Annotated in this window: 24 protein-coding genes; 22 read left to right on the top strand and 2 right to left on the bottom strand. The window is 65.4% G+C overall.

The features are described 5' to 3' along the window. Positions 1–17: 17 nt before the first annotated feature. The 6 genes from U1708_RS18380 (at position 18) to U1708_RS18355 (ending at position 5,683) form a co-directional block, all read left to right on the top strand. On the top strand, positions 18–377 hold the full coding sequence (locus tag U1708_RS18380; RefSeq protein ID WP_159513394.1) for a DUF3768 domain-containing protein: 360 nt from the start codon (positions 18–20) through the stop codon (positions 375–377). Continuing rightward, positions 377–1,432 carry a deazapurine DNA modification protein DpdA family protein gene (locus tag U1708_RS18375; RefSeq protein WP_159513393.1) on the top strand — a complete coding sequence of 352 codons (1,056 nt, stop codon included), beginning with the start codon at positions 377–379 and terminating at the stop codon, positions 1,430–1,432. The genes U1708_RS18380 and U1708_RS18375 overlap by 1 nt, the downstream gene beginning before the upstream one ends. 68 nt (positions 1,433–1,500) lie before the next feature. Next, complete coding sequence (locus U1708_RS18370) at positions 1,501–3,900, top strand: DNA cytosine methyltransferase (RefSeq protein ID WP_159513392.1); 2,400 nt, start codon at positions 1,501–1,503, stop codon at positions 3,898–3,900. Continuing rightward, entirely contained in the window at positions 3,888–4,187 is a 300-nt protein-coding gene (locus U1708_RS18365) for a hypothetical protein (protein WP_159513391.1), read from the top strand. Before U1708_RS18370 ends, U1708_RS18365 begins: the two co-directional genes overlap by 13 nt. Next, complete coding sequence (locus U1708_RS18360; RefSeq protein ID WP_236559424.1) at positions 4,181–4,987, top strand: Mom family adenine methylcarbamoylation protein; 807 nt, start codon at positions 4,181–4,183, stop codon at positions 4,985–4,987. Before U1708_RS18365 ends, U1708_RS18360 begins: the two co-directional genes overlap by 7 nt. Before the next feature lie 57 nt (positions 4,988–5,044). Then, positions 5,045–5,683: a hypothetical protein gene (locus U1708_RS18355; protein WP_332747521.1), complete on the top strand. Its 639-nt coding sequence runs from the start codon at positions 5,045–5,047 to the stop codon at positions 5,681–5,683. A 16-nt stretch (positions 5,684–5,699) separates the two neighbouring features. On the opposite strand, the gene U1708_RS18350 is transcribed toward U1708_RS18355, so the two are convergent. Both U1708_RS18350 and U1708_RS18345 read right to left on the bottom strand, forming a co-directional pair. Further along, positions 5,700–6,461: a hypothetical protein gene (locus tag U1708_RS18350; protein ID WP_332747519.1), complete on the bottom strand. Its 762-nt coding sequence runs from the start codon at positions 6,459–6,461 to the stop codon at positions 5,700–5,702. A gap of 3 nt (positions 6,462–6,464) precedes the next feature. Continuing rightward, positions 6,465–8,189 carry a PDDEXK family nuclease gene (locus U1708_RS18345; RefSeq protein ID WP_332747517.1) on the bottom strand — a complete coding sequence of 575 codons (1,725 nt, stop codon included), beginning with the start codon at positions 8,187–8,189 and terminating at the stop codon, positions 6,465–6,467. A gap of 393 nt (positions 8,190–8,582) precedes the next feature. On the opposite strand from U1708_RS18345, the gene U1708_RS18340 reads away from it, so the two are divergent. The 16 genes from U1708_RS18340 to U1708_RS18265 all read left to right on the top strand — a co-directional run bounded on the left by U1708_RS18340 (position 8,583) and on the right by U1708_RS18265 (position 17,379). Next, complete coding sequence (locus tag U1708_RS18340; protein ID WP_159513387.1) at positions 8,583–8,873, top strand: hypothetical protein; 291 nt, start codon at positions 8,583–8,585, stop codon at positions 8,871–8,873. 52 nt (positions 8,874–8,925) lie between these two features. Next, complete coding sequence (locus tag U1708_RS18335) at positions 8,926–9,243, top strand: hypothetical protein (RefSeq protein WP_159513386.1); 318 nt, start codon at positions 8,926–8,928, stop codon at positions 9,241–9,243. A 100-nt stretch (positions 9,244–9,343) separates the two neighbouring features. Next, positions 9,344–9,853, top strand: a complete 510-nt coding sequence (locus U1708_RS18330; protein ID WP_159513385.1) for a hypothetical protein — start codon at positions 9,344–9,346, stop codon at positions 9,851–9,853. Between the two features lie 30 nt (positions 9,854–9,883). Continuing rightward, positions 9,884–10,588: a hypothetical protein gene (locus tag U1708_RS18325; protein ID WP_159513384.1), complete on the top strand. Its 705-nt coding sequence runs from the start codon at positions 9,884–9,886 to the stop codon at positions 10,586–10,588. Between the two features lie 61 nt (positions 10,589–10,649). Then, the gene (locus tag U1708_RS18320) at positions 10,650–11,963 is read left to right on the top strand and encodes a hypothetical protein (RefSeq protein ID WP_159513402.1); all 1,314 of its coding nucleotides are present in this window, start codon (positions 10,650–10,652) and stop codon (positions 11,961–11,963) included. A 133-nt stretch (positions 11,964–12,096) separates the two neighbouring features. Continuing rightward, a complete protein-coding gene (locus U1708_RS18315) occupies positions 12,097–12,381 on the top strand; it encodes a hypothetical protein (RefSeq protein WP_159513383.1) in 285 nt (94 codons plus the stop codon). A 40-nt stretch (positions 12,382–12,421) separates the two neighbouring features. Next, positions 12,422–12,937, top strand: a complete 516-nt coding sequence (locus U1708_RS18310) for a hypothetical protein (RefSeq protein ID WP_332747513.1) — start codon at positions 12,422–12,424, stop codon at positions 12,935–12,937. A 26-nt stretch (positions 12,938–12,963) separates the two neighbouring features. Continuing rightward, on the top strand, positions 12,964–13,551 hold the full coding sequence (locus U1708_RS18305) for a hypothetical protein (protein WP_159513381.1): 588 nt from the start codon (positions 12,964–12,966) through the stop codon (positions 13,549–13,551). A gap of 127 nt (positions 13,552–13,678) precedes the next feature. Continuing rightward, positions 13,679–14,152: a hypothetical protein gene (locus U1708_RS18300; RefSeq protein WP_159513380.1), complete on the top strand. Its 474-nt coding sequence runs from the start codon at positions 13,679–13,681 to the stop codon at positions 14,150–14,152. 96 nt (positions 14,153–14,248) lie between these two features. Beyond that, a complete protein-coding gene (locus U1708_RS18295) occupies positions 14,249–14,767 on the top strand; it encodes a DUF736 domain-containing protein (protein ID WP_159513379.1) in 519 nt (172 codons plus the stop codon). Between the two features lie 277 nt (positions 14,768–15,044). After that, complete coding sequence (locus U1708_RS18290; protein ID WP_159513378.1) at positions 15,045–15,485, top strand: hypothetical protein; 441 nt, start codon at positions 15,045–15,047, stop codon at positions 15,483–15,485. Then, entirely contained in the window at positions 15,482–15,868 is a 387-nt protein-coding gene (locus tag U1708_RS18285; protein ID WP_159513377.1) for a hypothetical protein, read from the top strand. Before U1708_RS18290 ends, U1708_RS18285 begins: the two co-directional genes overlap by 4 nt. Continuing rightward, entirely contained in the window at positions 15,868–15,999 is a 132-nt protein-coding gene (locus U1708_RS18280; protein ID WP_268893599.1) for a hypothetical protein, read from the top strand. The genes U1708_RS18285 and U1708_RS18280 overlap by 1 nt, the downstream gene beginning before the upstream one ends. A 46-nt stretch (positions 16,000–16,045) precedes the next feature. Next, positions 16,046–16,363 carry a DUF7673 family protein gene (locus U1708_RS18275; RefSeq protein WP_159513376.1) on the top strand — a complete coding sequence of 106 codons (318 nt, stop codon included), beginning with the start codon at positions 16,046–16,048 and terminating at the stop codon, positions 16,361–16,363. Positions 16,364–16,809: 446 nt separating this feature from the next. Then, on the top strand, positions 16,810–17,103 hold the full coding sequence (locus tag U1708_RS18270) for a hypothetical protein (protein WP_159513375.1): 294 nt from the start codon (positions 16,810–16,812) through the stop codon (positions 17,101–17,103). 54 nt (positions 17,104–17,157) lie between these two features. Continuing rightward, positions 17,158–17,379, top strand: coding sequence for a hypothetical protein (locus tag U1708_RS18265; RefSeq protein WP_159513374.1), 222 nt, complete (start codon positions 17,158–17,160; stop codon positions 17,377–17,379). Positions 17,380–18,151 lie beyond the last annotated feature (772 nt).

Raw genomic sequence — 18,151 nt, 5'->3', positions numbered from 1 at the left:
GGCGAAAGGACATCGCCATGATCGACACCCGCACGGAAACCCGCAGCGAAATCATCGGCCGCCTGAACGACCGATGCCGGCAGGGCCTCGACCGAACCGCACGCGTCACCGTGACGCGAGCCTGCCTCGCGTCGCTCTCGACCGACAGCCTCGCCTCCCAGGCTGTCGCGCAAGCCCGCCTCCTGCAGGAGCTGCGCCGGCACAAGTTCGCCGAGGGCGACGTGCTGCGCGAGCGCGGCGAGTTCACGATCGACGACACGCGCGTCTATTTCACGATCGACTATTACGACCAGTCTCTCGAATGGGGCTCGGAAGACCCGGCCGACGCCAGCATTACCCGCCGGGTGCTCACCATGATGTTGCGGGAAGACTTGTGATGGGCACGGTCGCCAACCGCTGCGCGCCCATCGTGCCGCCGGGCATCGAGATCATCGTCGGACTGCCGCATCTCGCGAGAGGGGCGCTCCTCGCCCGAGCCATCGCATTGCAAGCCCCGGTCCTGATATCGGCCAACTGCCTGTCCAGGTGGCGCAAGGCCGATGGCTGGCGCGACTGGACGGGCTGGCGGACAGGCACGCTCGCGAGCGCGGCCGACTTGGCCAGCATCGATCTCGATTCGGCCGGTTACACCATGACGGTCGCGTACAACGGCATGCCCTGGTCGATCGACGACTACATGGCGCTGGCCGCCTCTTACCCCTTCAGGCGCGTGGCCAGCGCCGATTACTGCTGCGAAGTCCAGGTCGCCCATGATCGAGAGGAGGTCCGGGACCGGATCTCCAGGACGATCGCCACCAACCGGGAATGCCACGCCCGAGCCCTCGACCTTGGCATCCGAGAGCGTTTCATGCCGGTCCTGCAGGGCCGCACCCCGGATGACTACCTGCGGTGCCTCGACAAGCTCGACGGTCTGATCCTCCCCGGCACCGTGGTCGGCATCGGCAGCATGTGCCGCCGTCCGATCCACGGACCGGAGGGCCTGATCGCGGTTGTCGAGCGGCTCAGCCGCGACTTCCCCATCGGCGCCAGAATGCACGCCTTCGGCGTGAAGGGCGACGCCCTCCCGTACCTCGCCCCCTTCGCGCACTGGGTCGCCTCCATCGATTCCCAAGCTTACGGGATCGCAGCACGCCACGACGCCCATCGGCGTGGCGTCCGAAAGACAGACTTCCTCGTCGCCGACCATCTGGAGCGCTGGTATCGCCAGCAATGCGCCCGCACGGCCTCTCCCTCGCGGCTCCTGCCCGAGGCCGATGAGGCGGTTCCGCCATCGCCGGGCCCGGTCGACCCATGGGAAGATGCGATCACGCTCGCCCGCCAGCAGATTCGCGACCTGATCGAGAGCGGCGACCTCGACCACGACGAAATCACCGCCGGATGGGTCGAGGCATGGGCGGCCGATCTCTTCAACGAGCGCCGCGAAGCGGCCTGAGAGGGAAGGGGGATCGAGGAGGTGAGCGGCGCGGGCGACCTGCGCCCAGACAACCATCCGGAGGCCCCATGCTTCAGTCTACCATCACCCGAGTTTACCGCCACGGGCACCTCTTTGCGGGCATCGGTGCCGGCGCGAAGGGCTTCAACCAGGCCCGCCCGCGCGTGGGCAACATGGTCGCGCGCTGGGGGTGCGCCGGGGGAATCGACGTCGATCCCGGCGCCATCCGCAACTTCGAGCGGCTCACCGGCGTGCCCGGCACGGTCATGGACCTCTTCAGCCGCGACCAGTATCGCGCCTTCCACGGACGCGAACCCGACTGGGACTGGCGCGAGGCCGTCCCCGCAGACATCCGCGCCGCCCTAGGCGCGCTCACCTGCATGCTGCTCAGCCCGCCCTGCAAGGGCTTCAGCGGTCTCCTGTCACAGGCCAAGAGCCTGACGGACAAGTACCAGGCGCTGAACGCACTAACGCTTCGCGGCATCTGGCTCACCCTCGAGGCCTACAAGGACGATCCGATCCGGATCATTCTCATCGAGAACGTCCCCCGGATCCAGACCCGAGGCCGCTGGCTTCTCGACCAGATCATCGCGCTGCTGCGTGCCTATGGCTACTCGGTCAACGAGGATCGCCATGATTGCGGCGAGCTCGGCCACCTTGCGCAGAGCCGCAAGCGCTTCATCCTCATCGCGCGCCACGCCGAACGCGTGCCTCCCTTCATCTACCAGCCGCGTAAATACCCGCTGCGGGGCGTGGGCGAGGTCATCGGCCAAATGCCGCTGCCCGGAGATCCGCTTGCAGGGCCGATGCACCGGGTGCCGTCGCTCCAGTGGCAGACCTGGGTGAGGCTCGCGTTTGTCGAGGCCGGATCGGACTGGCGATCGCTCAACAAGCTCGCGGTCGAGAACGGCGTGCTGCGCGATTACGGGATACGACCCGAGGCGCCGTTGCGCGACAACGCCTACGGCGTCTGCCGCTGGGAAGACCGCAGCCCGCTGGTCACGAGCGCACGCGCACCGGGCCAAGGTCGCTTCTCCGTTGCCGATCCCCGTGCCTTCTGCTCGCGCGACGGGAGCGGCTATCTCGGGGTGCGCCACTGGATCGACCATGTCGGCGTAGTCAGCAGCCGTGGGGGCCCGACCAACGGTAGCTTCTCGGTCGCCGACCCGCGGCCGGGATACCGCGAAGGCACGCACACCAACCTCCTGTCGGTCGCATCTTACGATGCCGCCGCCCGGGTCGTAAGCGGTGCCGCACACGTCGCTGGCGGAGCGCTCAGCGTGGCCGACCCGTGCGACCGAGCACAAGGCCGAGGCAGCGCCACGGCAGGCGCCCACAGTCTCACCTTCACGGTTGCCGACCCGACGCCCGGCTACGGCCCGGCCACGCACCGCCACGTGCTAGGTGTCGTCAGCTGGGCTGCCGCCACCGGCGTCGTCACCGGCTCCCCGAAGCCCACCACAGGCGCGCACTCGGTCGCGGATCCACGCGTCAACGGTCACCCCGCCAGCGTGCAGCTCGGCGTCCGAACATGGGACCGACCAACCGGCGTCGTCACCGCCAACATGTGGGTCGGATCGGGTCCGAATGCCGTCTCCGATCCGCGCGCGCACCGCTCCCCCACAGCCGCGGCCTTCCGCATCGTTGCTATCGCCGAACAGGCCGGCGCCGTCGCCGACCCGCGGGCACGAGAAGGACGCCACCCCAACGGCAAGTACAGGGTCTGCCGCTACGATAGCCCGACAAACGCCGTGATCGGGGCGTCGACCACCGGCATGGGCGCCTTCGTCGTCGCCGACCCGGTCTACTGCGCAGGCGAGATGGGCCAGTACGCGAACAAGATGCGAGTGGTGCCGGCGACAGCCGCTGCGCCGACCGTCACCGGCTCCGACCGCGTCGGCTCGGGAGCGCTGTCGGTTGCGGACCCGAGGCCGCGGGGGCTGACGCGCGGCGACCGGCAGAACTACCTCTCGCAGAGCCACTACGGCATCGTGGGCTGGACCCAGCACACCAAGGCGATCCCCGGCCACGTCAAGGACAACAACGGCAGCTGGTCGATCGCCGACCCTCGCGAAGCCGATGAACCGACCGAGGGCAACCCCACGGCGCTCCCCGCCAAAGACGATCGCCTGGTCGCGCGCATCGTCGCGCTCGACGGTACATGGCACCGCCCGTTCACCTCGGCCGAACTCCTCGTCATCCAGGGGATTCTCGATCCCACCGAATATGTCGACCTGATCGGCACGTCCGACGCCGAAAAGCGCGAATGGGTCGGAAACGCCATCCCGCCGCCCGCGTCCTGCAGCATTGCCACGACCGTCGGCGAAACGCTGCTCCTTGCGGATTCCGGTGAGCGGTTCACGCTTTCGCCTCGCGAGATCTGGGTGAAGCCCGGCGCGCTGGCCCTCACTATCGACAACCGCCAGGCGGCGTTCGATCTCGACGGGATCGACACATGGTTCATGTGATCGATCGCTCGGCACGCGCCGACGTCCGCAATCCGATCCTCAGCCTGCCGGCGATCGCCGCGCTTCGCGATCTCGAACCGGCCGCCCAGGAGGCGCTCCGCCTCGTGCTGCTCGACCTGCAGCTGGACGCGCGTCAACGTGCCGAGAAAAGCTGGCGGACGCACAAGCCGCCACTCGCAGCCTATTGGTCGGCCGTCGGAGTCTATGCAGGCCACATCGCCCGGTGTCTCAACCGTCCCCGCCCACGAACGAGGCCGCAGACGCGACGGTGCGACCCGTCATGCTGACCGACCGAACCCAGCGCTGGCGGGACCGGCGCAGCCTGTTCGTCTCCGACCACCACTATCTTCCGCGCTACCCCGCGGCACAGGTCGCGGTAGGGCTGTTCGGCCCAGGCGCAGCCGGAAGGCCTGCTCTAGCTGGCCTCATCGTCTTCGGGGTGCCGGCGACAGGAGCCGTGATCACCCGCCACACCGGGTTCACCGATCCTGCCCAAGGCTGCGTCCTGCAGCGGCTGTTATGCCTGCCCAGCGTCGCGGCGAACGGCGAAAGTTTCTTCGCCTCACGAGCCTTCCGTCTCCTGCGCTTCATGCGACCCCGGATCGAAGCCGTCGTCAGCTTTTCGGACCCAGCCTTCGGCCATTGTGGCGGCGTCTATGCCGCCCTGTCAGGCGCCTATCGCGGGCGAACGAGGCCGCGGCAGGTGCTCCGCATTGCCGGGGAGACCATCTCGGACCGGACGCTGTCCAAGATCCGCAACCTGGAAAGCGGCCATGCCGGCGCGATCGATCAGCTTGTGCGCCTCGGAGCGCCGCGCCCGAGGCCGATGGAGCATCCCCGCGCTTGGCTCGATCGATGCCGCGAGGCTCATATCCTGACCAGCGCCCGGCAAAGCCCGCTCTTTACCTACTGTTTCGAACTCACCCGCAATGCACGCCGCACGGGCGGGGCATTGCCCAGAATGGCCTATCCGGTTCGCTCCGACGTCCTGCGCGAGCAACTGGAAGCGTGTGCCGCGCCACTTTCCGACGGGAGCGTCCCGCTCGATTGCTCGCATCTAATCCTCGACATCGCCGGTCACTCATGACGACCATTCCCGAAACCGCTGACCTACGCTAACCAGCAGGCCAAGGGAGGCTTATCCATGTTGAACCGCTATAGCATCGCTGCCGTATCGTTGGCGATCGTCGCAACCGCTCCGGTGCAGGCGGGATTGTTCGGCCTGGGTAAGTTCAAAGTCGATCAGAGCGACGATCGGTTTTCGGCCAATGGGCTGACGACCTACAGCGGCCTGAATAACCGCATCAGCAAAAAGAGCCTCGCGGGCGGCACGCACATCGACGGATCGGGCGTGTTCGTCGAGCCGGTCGCGATCAAGAAGAAGGACGACGGGTCGATCGTCGCGCTCAGCTTCTTCATCCACAACGATGTTTCGGACGGCACCGGGCCCGGCGCTGCGCTGACGCTGGGCGAGCCCACGCGCATCAACTTCATCACCGGAGAAGGTGCGCCCATCAACCTGACGATCGAGCGCGGCAAGCGTCAGTGGAGCGACATCACGGCCTATAACTCGGTCACGCGAACAGCCAGCACGGCGATCACCGAGACCGGCTTCGCGGACGTGACGCCCGAGCAGTACCAGCGGATCATGAACGCGCCTCAACTGCTCGCAAAGATCGAGGGCGAGAAGCGCAGCATGACTTACGAGGTAAAGGACATCAGCAAGTCCTTTCAGATGAATTTGAAGACGTTCTGGAACGACTACGCGGCCAAACGCGCGTAAAATACGTGCGCCGACTTTAAGATGCCATTTCCGCGACTCTCGCAGCCCCCTTGTCGGACAGCGAGAACACGTCTCCCTCCGGATCGTAACGGAGGAACCCGAGCGAAGCGAGACGCGAGACGGCACCGAGGTCCAGTGCTGTAGGACGACAAGGATCAAACGAGCGATCGTTGCCGTTCGCCCGGGCGGCGATCGTCTTCAGCCAGGTGCCATCGCGCTCGGTTTCAGACTTCGCGCGTTGCACCGGGCTGAGAATGCGTGACGCAACGTCCGCGCGATAGCCACCCGGACCCGCCCCGCCCGTTGCGCCTACCGGGGCGGCGTTCTCGGCAGCGGCCGGACCGGTCCGGTCAAGATCGACCTCAAACTTGTGACCGCATTTGGAGCAATACCACTGGCGATCATATCGCGCCTGCCCGACAGCGCGTTGCTCCTTCTGTGAAACGCCTACGGCGAACGCGGCGATGCCAGCGACGACGAACGCGATCGGAACCGCCATCACGAACGAGCCGATGCTATCAGCGGTGAAGAAGCCGATTAGAAGAGCAGCAGCGAAAACACCGACGAAGGTGAATGCCTCCAGCTCGAAACCCGTGGGCGCGTTGCGCGCAGCGGCGCCGCTGATCCGTTCGCTACTGCTACGTCCGCTCCATACACCGGGGCCACCCCGCGAGTACCAGACACCGCCGCTCCGCCCCTGTGATCGGGAGATGCCCTGCTCGTAGATAGCCGAGCTCTTTTTGACGCTGCCCGATCCGCACTGTGGACACCTGACCATGTGTTACCGCACTCCAGCTTTGGATCGACACGAACCGGCAATTTGACGGAGCCGATCGTCAACAGGTTCATCGTACCTGATGCACTCCAGCGTGATGCCCGCAAGTTTGCAGATGCGACGCTTCCGCTCGTCTCGCTCTAGGGTCGCCGCGAACCCCGCCTCACCGCCGAATATGTCGATCGGATAATAGTGTTGTTCTCCCTGATACTCGATCGCGATACCGTGTTCCGGCAGAAAGATGTCCAGGTGCTGGGGCGAAAGCCAGCTTGGTCGCGCGTGACGCTCGATCAGGGCGTCGGGCAACAGCAGCTTGAGCGTAAGATACGCAGCCTCCTCCGCTTTCCAGCGGACTTCGTTGAAATCGCGCGCCCAAGCGGCCTCCAGCACATCGATCACCTCGTCACACAGCGCACCGTATGCCGGAAGACGCCGCGGATCGGAGCGGGTGTTGGGATCAGTGGTCGCGCAAACCTTCGTCCAATGCTTGGTCAGGCATCCTTCCGAGGCCCAGCGCGCTACTACAGCTTCCGCCCACGTTGGTTGACTCCGGATTTGCTCCATGTTCCGCGCCTTGGCGTCGAGCTTCTCGAAATCGAGTTCGAACGGCGATGCCGAATGTTGGATCGCACAGGAAAGCAAAACGGCAGGGCTGGGTTCGTTTTGTCCGCTGATGAGGTCGCTGAGCAGTTCGCGGATGCAGGCGCGCGTCAGCCAGGCATGGGACACATAGAAGTCGATATTGGTAGGACGCGGATCGATCCACGCATCGAGGTCGCACCTGAGGCGAAACAGCAAGGTCTGGAACAGATCATAGCTGCCGAGGTATGTCAGCCAGTAAATCGCGCGATCCAGCTCGCTTGCGACGCCGGATTTTTGCCATGAGCGGATATCGGCGAGGGCTTTCCGGTAGCCGGCATCAACGTCATTCAGAAACGCGACGATCTTATTTGACAGCGGCGTGGCCCCTTCCCGCAGAACGTCCACCGACGTGCTAGGCTTGACCTTCAGGAGCCCAGGATTTGCGAGTTTCGTCACATCGCGCTCGAATGCGCCGCTGGCGGCGTTCGCAAATATGACCTTCAGCTCAGACTCGGTCATTGCGAACAGACGAGGCATGTCCGCTAGGATCGATGCGTCTCCCAGTTTCCACGAAGCATGAGCGCACAACTTTACGAGTGGCCCCTTCGCTCTATTGCCGCCGCCAAATATCACGTCACTTTTTCCGAGGGGATCAGGTTGCCCCTGTCGCACCAGGTCGAGCGTGGTCCGCCAATCTCCGCGACGCACGGCAAGAGCAATGAGCCTGTCGAGGTCGGGACCGGCGCGAAAGGCGGCATATTCCTTGCCCGCTACCTTGTTCTCGCCACGTTCGTAGCTGCTCCTCGCAGCATCGACATCCCCCAAGGCAAGTTGTGCATCTCCGATTTTACGCCAGTGCGAGAAGGTCTCGAATATCGGGATCGCTTCGCGGTAGCAGCCTGCGGCCATCAGCAGATCGACCCGCTCGCGGGACCGAATGGTTTCCCAACTCGATGTGCGATGGAGGACGGCGATCTTCTCCGCTGGCGATAGCCAGCCGTTCGTTCGAGCTAGAGATGACGCGAGATCGCCCCGGAGAGTATCGATGCTGCGAGCGAGGGACTTCACCTCGCGGTCCGCGCGTTCCGTTTCAACGATGCCTTTCAACGCCTCCTGCAACTCGTCAGGTGTCATCATCCTGCGTTTCATCTACCCCCCTGCTACCGACATCCCAACAGCTCGGCACAAATATAACCCGCCGTAGTGTTGCACATCTCGATACCTGCGGCCTCATAGCGGGCAAATAGCTCATATCGACCAGCTCGTCCGCCCCGGAGCACCGCGCCCGAGGCCGATGGAGCATCCCCGCGCTTGGCTAGATCGATGCCGCGAGGCGCATATCCTGACCAGCGCCCGCCAGAGCCCGCTCTTCACCTACTGTTTCGAGCTCACCCGGAATGCACGCCGCACTGGCGGAGCGCTGCCCAGACTGGCCTATCCGATCCGCTCCGACGTCCTGCGGGAGCAGCTAGGAGCCTGACCCGTCGTGCCGACGGGTAGGAGAGGGGGAGGGCAGCTCGTGTCCATTGGAGGAGACGAGCCATGCGTATCGAACAGGCCATTGCCATCGCCAAGCACGACGAACACCGGTTGGTCCGCTTCATCGAGCGGCGCAACCGGTTCCTTGACGCACTGGACTGGGACGCACTGCCCGAGCAGACCGCACGCGAGGCCTCGATGCTGGACGATCTCCTAGACGCCGACCTCGCGGAGTCTGCATCCTACATCACGTGGCTGGAGGGATGCGTCGCGATGGGCGTCGAGGACATCGTGGGTGTGGTCCGGTTCGAGCCCGGGCCTCGGCCGTGGCAATTGGCCTGGGTAACCCTCTGACCGTATCAACGAACTGGACGACGCAGTTATCGCCCGAGCGGGAGTGACTTTCATGAGCAGACACGTCTTCACCGGCCTTCAAGGCGAGAACACCGTCGCCATCGGATGGGATCGACCCCTGGACACCTTCTTCGTCCAGGTCATGCGACCCGACCCGGAGATGGACGGCGAGGACGAGATCCTCTTCTGGAGGGGCACCGATCTCCGCGAGCTCCCGACCGCGGCCGACGCGATCGCGGCCGCCCGCCCTTGGGCGAGCCTGCCGGCAGACCTGGGAGCGACCCTCGAGACCGATCGCATGAAGACACTCGGCAGATCCGACGGCCAGCACCAGGCCGAGGTCAAGCGCCGGCTGTTCCCCAAGGGGTAGAACGAGGCCGACGCACCGCAGACGCACCACCTGGACGGGGAGCGGGCGAAGGAGAGGGGGAAGGGATCGAGCGGTCCAAGCGGGACCGCTGGAGATCCCCATGCCCTACTTCGTCGACATTGGCGGCACACCCGCCAACGAACCGTGCGCGCAGCTCGGCCAGACGCCGAACTTCGAGACCCTCAACAAGCTCGAAGTGCTCGCGTACAAATACGCGATAATCGCCCGCTACGGCGCTCCGCCTCCTGGGTGCCGGCTGACCGGCCTGTCGAACAATCATGACTTCGGCCGCTATGTCTCGCTGGTCCTCCACGTCGAGAACGAGCTGGATGAAGCCGTCCGCGAATATGCGGTAGCCGTCGAAGAAGCGCTGGGAACCTGGCTCGAAGCCGGGTTTTGCGCGCCCGTCGACTATGACGACGCCAGCCCCACCATGGTCCGGAGCGACCCTGTCGAGATCCTGATCAGCGCCTTTCACGTTACCCGGCCGGGGCCTGACGGACGGTTCCCGATCCCCGATTTCGAGACGCTGCACAGCAATCTCGCCGCTGCCTTCCCCGACGAGGCGGCGATCGCAGCTGCGCGACTGACCGAGGCCGCGAACGCCTGACGGCAACCCCCGACATCATCGGAGAGCACCATGTCCAACAGCTTCACCAAGGCGGCATTCGCCCTGCTCATGTCCCGCGAGGACGCCGCGCTTCTGCGCGAGGCGGAAAAGGCCGTCGACCTCCTCGACACCAACGTAGAGGACGCCGACCTCGCGGCCGCGTATGAAACGCTCGACGAACGGTTCCGCGCCGTCTTCCCGCCGAAGGGCGATAGCCGGTTCGAAAGCTTCCTCGAGCTTTTTGACGATCGCAACTTCCCGTATCTCGACGCCCATATCGACATCGAGGACGCCGAGATCGCTGACCATGTCCGCGTAACCTTCAGCGGCGATCAATTCGGCATCGATCAAGTCGCCAACCTCATTTTCCGGGCCTGCAAGTCTGCGCTGCCCTGCGGGTTTTCCTGGTCCTACGACTGCGACCGGCTTCGGGTGGGCGAGTTCGGGGGCGGCTGCGTCATCATCACCGCGGCCGGCATCCAGTGGCACAGCACCCAGTCGATCCTTGAACACGCCTTCAAGCGGATCGAGGCCGGTCCACACGAGGGCGTGGACGGCTTCGTCCTGGCGACACGAGACCGGGAGCACGGACTATCCTTCTGGAACAACACCGATGGGTTCGGCTCACTCGCGACCGCGACCGTGTTCTCGGAAGCCGACGCCGCAACGCTCGACAAGCCGATCGCCAACGACGAGCCCGAATGGCTCGCCGTGCCGGCGCCGCTCAGCCTTTAATCCGGTAATGGCGCCCGGGCCGCGAGAAGCGGGCGCTCCGCCACCATCCGCGAGGCCGCCCATGTCTCAGGACTTCGACCCGACCGACCCCAGCACCTGGCGAGGCAGGGGCAGATCCGCCGAACACGCCGAAGCGATCGCCGCCGCATGGCGGAGCTTCCCCGACCTGCCCGCAGACGCACCGCTCGCAGAGCGCATGAACCGAGGCCGCGAACGCATCGCCGCGATGCGCCCGATCAACGACGCGATCCGGGACGCTGCCGAAAGAGAGCGCCAAGCGACCAACTTCGCCTTCACCGAAGATCAGGTCCGCCACGGCAAGGGCAACGACCGCGACATCGCGGTCCTGCGCGGCCGCAGCCAATACGGCTACAGCTGGGACGTCGCCAACCGGTACGCCGATGGCTGGTATGCCGCCCACGTCGGTTGGTTCCATCACTATCCCGACGGCATCCCCTCGACCGAGCCGATCGCCGTCCGACGCAGAGCATATGATCAGGGCTTCACCGATGGTGGGGGTGACCGGACGGACCTGTTCGACGCCGCGCGTCGCACCAACCTCGCCTTGCTTCGAGAGAGCAACTTCCCGCCCGCGGCCCCGTCGATATCACCCCAGGGTCGCCCATTGCCGAGCACATGGCCGAAGCCGAGCGACGAACCACGCCCAACACGCTGGTCGCGCCGCCTCGTGATCCTCGACGAGGCCGACACGATCGGCGAAGCCGGTGCAACCCGGAACTTCCTGGACATGATCCATGGCCGGCCGGGCGCCGAGACGGCGACCATCATTATCCTCGCCAATGGCGGCTTCATACTCGCCGACACCGAACGCCGATCGGACCTGCACGAGCCAGAGGCTGCCCTCGACGTCGTGCGAGCCAGACGACAACTCCGCGAAGCTCTTGCTGGCCGCGAGTTCGACGACATCTTGATAGCGCTTCAGCAGGGCTCCCTCGACCTTCTCGACCAGGTGGCCGACGCCCTCCCGCTCTGCCGAACCATGGAGAGGACCCGCAACACGCGGCTCCAGCAGCGCGCACACCTGCGGACATGGCTCGATCGAGGCCACGGAGCCGATGCGAACATGGCAGCAGGACATATCCGTTGGAGCAAGGTCATCCAAGGGCTGCGAGGAAGTCTCGGCGAGTTCAGCGCGCGGCACGTCGGACCGGCCCCGGGCGGGGGTCACCTGATCCGGGTCGAAACCGCTGCCGGTCTTCTCGCGACGGGATACGCCAGCGCCGACGGCTCGCCTCTCTGCCCGGAGATCGTCGTCTCGAGCAAGGCTCGCCTACGCTCGACTATTGCAACGACCCTTCGGACTTTCGGGGCTGCCACGGCATTGATGGGCACGCTCGATCTGCAGGCCGCATAGCGGCTTCGTACCACTCGCAATGCACTTGCAGTGCAATGCGCGGTACAGTGCACGATACGTCCAGGGCCGAAGGAGAGGGGGAGCGGGAAAGGCGATACCGGCTGCTCTGGCCGGAGGAATTGAGGAGCCTCCCATGCGAACGATCCTGGCCTTCTACGACACCGACCGGGAATATGGCGGCCCCGAGGAGGGCGGCTGGTGGTACAATACCGGCACGTTCGTGCGCGTGATCGGGCTCTACTTCGACGAGGCCGATGCAATCCGTGCGCAGCAGCGCGCCAATCGCCTTCTCGAGCGCCTGCAGCGCCACCGCACGCCGGTTTCGTCGGTGACCTACACGGGCGGTCGCCACCGCGCGCTGGCCTTCACCGGCCTGCCGCCGGCGAGCTTTCCGGAGGTCCGGCCGACCTACTCGTGACGCGCTGGCGTCGCCCACATCTGAACCGAAAGGAACGGTCATGCACCGCGTCCACCACTTCCGCACGAGCCTGCTCGCCTACAACGCCTGCTTCGACGACCCGCATGTTCGCGAAGGCGACATCCTCGTGGTCGCCCCGGAACGCGTCGTAGGCATCGCCTCCGACGACCCGATCGCCATCACAACCGCGCACGGCGAACTGAAGCCGATCCCCGCGCTGACGCGCGAGGGGTTGCTTGCGGAGCTCGCACATGACGCCGCCCAGATAAGCCACGCCGTGAAGGAAGCTCTTCGCTTCCAATTCGACGTGGCGCCCCATTTCCTAGGCTTCGCCGGTCCGACCCACACGCTGTTCGCTTCGGAGACGACTGTCGTCCTGACCTTCGACGATCTCCTCGTGACGTCCGATGCCATCGATCACCGGATCACGGCGCTGCAACAGCGTCTCGACACGGCCGAACCTGGAAGCTCCATGGCCTTGTTCACCCAGCACGCGATCGTGCGCCTGCGCGCCGCCCGCGAGAAGCTGGCCAGCTACGCGCTCGGCCGGGGCTGATAACCGGTTACGGCTGGAAGGGACCCATGCCCTACAACCCCATCGTCGCGAACATTTCGGAAGCCGAGTTCGGCGAGCTCATGGCCATCGTTCGCTCCGCCCCCGAGGCGGCACGCCCGCTCACCGAAGACGATCACTGGCGCCGCGACTACCAGCGCGAACAGGCGTCCATCCGTATCACGGGATTCCAGGCGGACCTCTTCGGCGCGCCGACCGTAACGCACTACCACCGACATGCGCCAGGACCGAAGGTGGACCGCGAACCCGAGCCGATCGCCGTAAAGCTGGAACGCATCAAAGGCGACCCGCACGCCACCTTCGGCCCTCCTCGCGCCGACCGCCCAGCCTTCCTGTCCCACGAAGAGCGCGGCGCGATCATACGCGCCGCCGCGAACTGGCTCCGGGTACGACAGCGCGTCCGCATTGTGGATGCGCCCGGCGCCGTCGACCCTCAGTTCGGCCCGGAGCGATTCCTTGGGCGGACCGGCGTCGTCTGGCGCCTCTGCAGCAGCAGCTTCGCGGACCGATGTTACGTCTTCCTCGACCCCGTTGGAGGCGAGCGCACCCAGAAGATCGAGATGGTCGAGCTACGCGACATCGAACCGATCGCCTGACGGCGCTCACCTCCCGGTGCCATGTCTCGATCTTTGAACACCACCCTGCGACGCCGCGTGATCATCCGCGTGCCGCTTTGCCCCAACCCCACCGCGATGCGGCCAAGACGACGGAGCGCTTTCAGCCATGTCAGACGACATCCACGCCGCCGAGCCCACCGCAGCACTGCTACTGGCCAACGCTCGCGGCTTCCTACGGGCACCATTTCATAGCTCCGATCGGGACGTTTCTGATGAACAGCTCCATATGGTCGCGATATCCGTCGAGTTGGCGCTAAAAGCGGCGCTGATCGCCGCTGGCGTTAGCGACCGCTGGAATCGCGACTACATCGGTCACGATCTGGCAAAGGCCGCAGATCATGCAGCCGATTACGGCTTTGCCGTGCGAGAACGGGTGCGTGCTCTGATCGGCATCGTCCACCCCCACTTCATGAATGGCGGGTTCCATCACTGCCGTCGACACGATTGCCCAAAACTCGCCCGCTATGCGCGCACCATAGCGGCCGGGCTGATTGACGACGTAGACCGAGCAATCGGCAACGGTCTGACCCGCCCTAATCGCCCATCGCCGCGCGAAGAGCGCGCCGATGATGGGCGCTGACGCGCCCTGCTCGGCCCTGAAAGGGGCCGAGGAGAGGAGTGGGATGGAGAAAGGTGTCCAGGACAAGGGGTCCAGAGACGCACAGGAGACGTCGTCATGAACATCGGTTCGATCAAGCAGAACGCGGCTGGCATCTACATGGGCCGGGTTTCCACCCTGGCGGTTGCGATGACCATCGCGCTGAAGCCGGTCCAGTCCACCAACCCGCGCGCACCGCGCTACGAGATTCACGCGCTGACCGCCAACAAGACCTGGGTGCAGGTCGGCGCGCTGTTCGAGCTGGTTTCGAACAACACCGGCGAGGCGTTCCTCAACGGCCGCATCGACGACCCGTCGCTGCCCGCGCCGCTGCAGATCTCGGCCTTCCGGCAGGAGGACGAGTCCTACAACCTGGTGTGGCAGCGCGCGCAGAAGCGCCGCGACGTGGGCACCGCGCTCGGCGTCAAGGCGAGCGAGGACGATCTCGCCCCGCCGTTCGGCGCCGACGGCAGCCCCGCCGCAGGCGATCTCGCCGGTGCCGGTGCGGGTGCCGAGGACGGCCTGGGTGAAACCACCGCTCCATTCGACGCCCCGCCTGCCCGCGGCCGTCGTCGCCGTGAACCGGTCGACGCCTAACAAGTTCGGCCGGCGCGCTAGCGCCGGCCCCGCTTCACCCGGTGCGCTACTCCCCCGCGACCGGGCAGGCTCATGGGTAACAGCCTCCGCCCATGTGCCATCCTGGGGCGACGCTGACGCGTCGTCCCTTTTTTTTGCAGAAATGGCTTGCAGCCCCCGACATGCCCCGCAAGACTCGGAGATAAAAGAGAAGGGGGTACGCGGTATGACGTGCTGGCAAGGGGACGATCAGTTCGCGCCCGGGACCAGTTCGCCACTTCCCGCTGGAGATAATCCCATGGGCGACCGCGTCTCCGTATCGATAACCATAGGCGGGCACCTGCCCGCCAAACTGGTCGACGACTTCGTTTCCGTGCTGCAGGTCGAACGTCTCTCCACGGAGTGGGGCGGCGAACTCTTTGATCATAATCAGTTCCCAAAAGACGAACCGCTTCGACTGTTCGCTCAGGAAGTTCTCAACGGCGAGGTTGTCGACGTCGAGGACTTCTGCTGCGCAAATGACCTACCCTACATTCGCTGGTCCGGCGCATCAGCATCCTTCGATGCAGAAGTCGTCGTGTGGACCGGACAGGGTGAGCGCCACAGTTTTACCGCAGACGACAACCAAAACGTCGTGCTCGGCGCCGATGAAGCCCGCGAACTCGGAAGCTATGAGGCGATCCTCGAGCACTTCCGTAACGGCGCTTACGAACCGCCGGCCTTCTTGGTCGTGTCATGAGCGGCCATACCCACTCCGGCGTCGATGCCATCTGTCGAGTGATCAATTCGTCTAGGGAGCGGATGGCACTCACGGAGGGCGACGACTTGGACGTCGACACCGTCATCTGCCTGCTCCACGACTACGGTTCCACCGCAAGCCTGATTGCAGATCTTCCGCTTCCGGCCGATGACCAGGGCCTTCGCAGCATCGGCGCCACAGGCGCCGTCCTTATGCAACTGTCCGAGACGCTTTCATCGCTGATCGCCCGAGAGCGCTCCCAAGCCGCTGACGCCGCCGCCCAGCTCGCGGCCTGCCAGCGGAGCACTCGCAACGTCCTCGCCTCGCTGCTGGGCCTCTCGGTCTTGTTGAACGCCATGCTGGCGTTCGTCGCGCTCCGCTGATGGCCATGATCGACTTCGAGGATCGCGCTCCAGCCCGGCCGCTCTCTTGGGGCGAAAAGCTCCTCGCTACGATCGTCACCGTCCTGTCGGTCTACGGCATCGCCGCAACCGCCTGGTCGCTGCTGACCTGAACCCCACACCGGACGCACGCCGTCCGGTTACCCAAAGGATCACGCCATGGCGGCTCCCGCCTCTCGACCGGCTATCCGCGCCGTCTCTTTCCACGACGCCGGCGAAGCCCTCACCCGCCTGCTGGTTGTCGCCGGCAGCGACACCGGCCAAGCCGGTCGCGCCGCGGACTTCCTGCTCGCCTGGTGGAACGGCGCCGACAACGGCCACTTTCCGATCCTCCACCTGTGCAACTGCGACGCCACCATCGCCGAGGACATGATCATCGTCATGGCGTACCTTGCTCAGGAACCAACCGTGTACCCCGACGCCTGGGGCTATCGCGACGCGATGGTCGAGCTGGTCGAACGATGGCGCTCAACCTGACCCAGCAAGGGAGGGTGACGCATCCCGCCTATGGCGGGCCCGGGCTCTACTCGGCTTTGCCTCCCGGAGCCCCGCAGGCGGGTCTCCGCCCTTCGGGTAACGATCCCTTGCGGGCGCCGTCCGTCTCCGTTCGACCATCCTCGCCGTGCCTGTCGGCACGACATCGGGGTCTCACTCCGGCCGGACGGCGTCGGGGCAATGCTTCTCTCTCATGTCGTCCAAGTCTGGCATGCGGGGTTGGCGGGTCGTCAAGGACGAGCGGTGCCCCCAATTTTCACGACCCCGGCACTCCGCTGCGCTCCGCTCTGGGGCCGAGAAAATCGGCTCCCCCACTCGCGAGCGTTAACCGGGGTCCACGCCTTCGGCGCGGCTTCCCGGTTAACGTCCCTGACGACCCTGACCGCCGCATGCCGAGACGGAACCGCCATCGAGCAATGGAGGTTGAAATGGCGAGCTTTCAAATCACTTTCTTCCGCACCGCGCTGAAGGCGGGTATAGATCCCCGCGAGGCTCAGGAGCTGACCGAAACCACGGAGGACTTCATCGTGAGGACCGTCGACACCGCAAACCGCGACTTGGTGGCGCAGCTCAAGACCATGAACGGCAAGCTCGATAACATCGACGGCAAGTTCGAAAACAAGGTCACGCTCACGCGTGTCCAGCTGGCCGCGGTGCTGGTCATCGGAGCCCTCGGGGGAGCCTTCGGGCCGATGATCACGAAGCTGATCGGCCTCGGCTGATACGGAAGGGGGCTTCGGCCCCCTTTTTTGATCGCTCGCTTCAAGGGGATCGCCATGCAACGCTTCCATTCCCGCGATCTGCTCCTCGCCGGTCCGGTCCTTGCCGCCTGCCTCTCCTATGTGCTCGCGTACCTGAGCTGGGACGACTTTCCGATCGGACCGAACCCGCAGGATTACATGATCGCCGCAGGCACGGTCGCCCTGCTCAGCCTGCTGCCATTCGGCTATCTCTGGGTCCGCGATCGCCGCGAGAACCCGCAATCGCGACACGATTGAGGGCCGCCAGGCGGAGCCACCACGGGACGTCGACGGGGACGGGCGCCCGCCCAATGGGCGGGAACGGGCTCTAGTCGGCTTCGCCTCCCGGAGCCCCTGACGGGTCTCCGCCCTTCGGGTAACGATCCCTCGCTGACGTATTCGTGGCACGTCCCGCCGGGGACGGCGGGACCGGCCTAGTCGGCCCTGCGGGCCTCCCGGAGCCCCATGGGGAGGGGCTCCGCCCTTCGGGTGACGGCCTCGCGCAAGGGGCGTCTCCAGGGAATTTGCTGTTAACCCGGCCCGGAGCGGGCCGGGGCAAATCCATGGCGACGATCCCGCTGTTAACCCGACCGCGAAGAAGCGGCCGGGGCGGGATCGATCAACTCTCTCTCATTTCGGCATCGGACCCAGCCTCATCGCCATATTCTGACGGGCCTCCACGGCTTTCTCAAGGACGGCGGGGCCCCACCATTTTCTTCGGCGCCGCGCCGGCAGTCCTGCTTTGTCAGCGGAGGCGCGACGCCGAAGAAAATCGTGACCCCCACCGCCGCTCCGCGGCGCGATGCTTTGCATCGCGTCCCTGACAAAGCCGCTCCAGCCCGTCCGATGAGATTTCATCTTATCCAATACCGGATGAGAGAGCGTAAGCATTGGAGGCTTCAATGGCTACTTTCACCAACTTCTCCGACCTGGCCCGCACGATGGCGGACACGCGCGCAACGCAGATCGCCGACGAGACCCGCCAGGACGAGCGCACGCTGCGCACCTATGACGGCGCGTTCATCGAAGG

Origin of the sequence: Sphingomonas arabinosi, assembly GCF_036663715.1 — a bacterium.
Classification (GTDB): domain Bacteria; phylum Pseudomonadota; class Alphaproteobacteria; order Sphingomonadales; family Sphingomonadaceae; genus Sphingomonas.
This window is presented reverse-complemented; position numbering and strand designations above follow the sequence as displayed.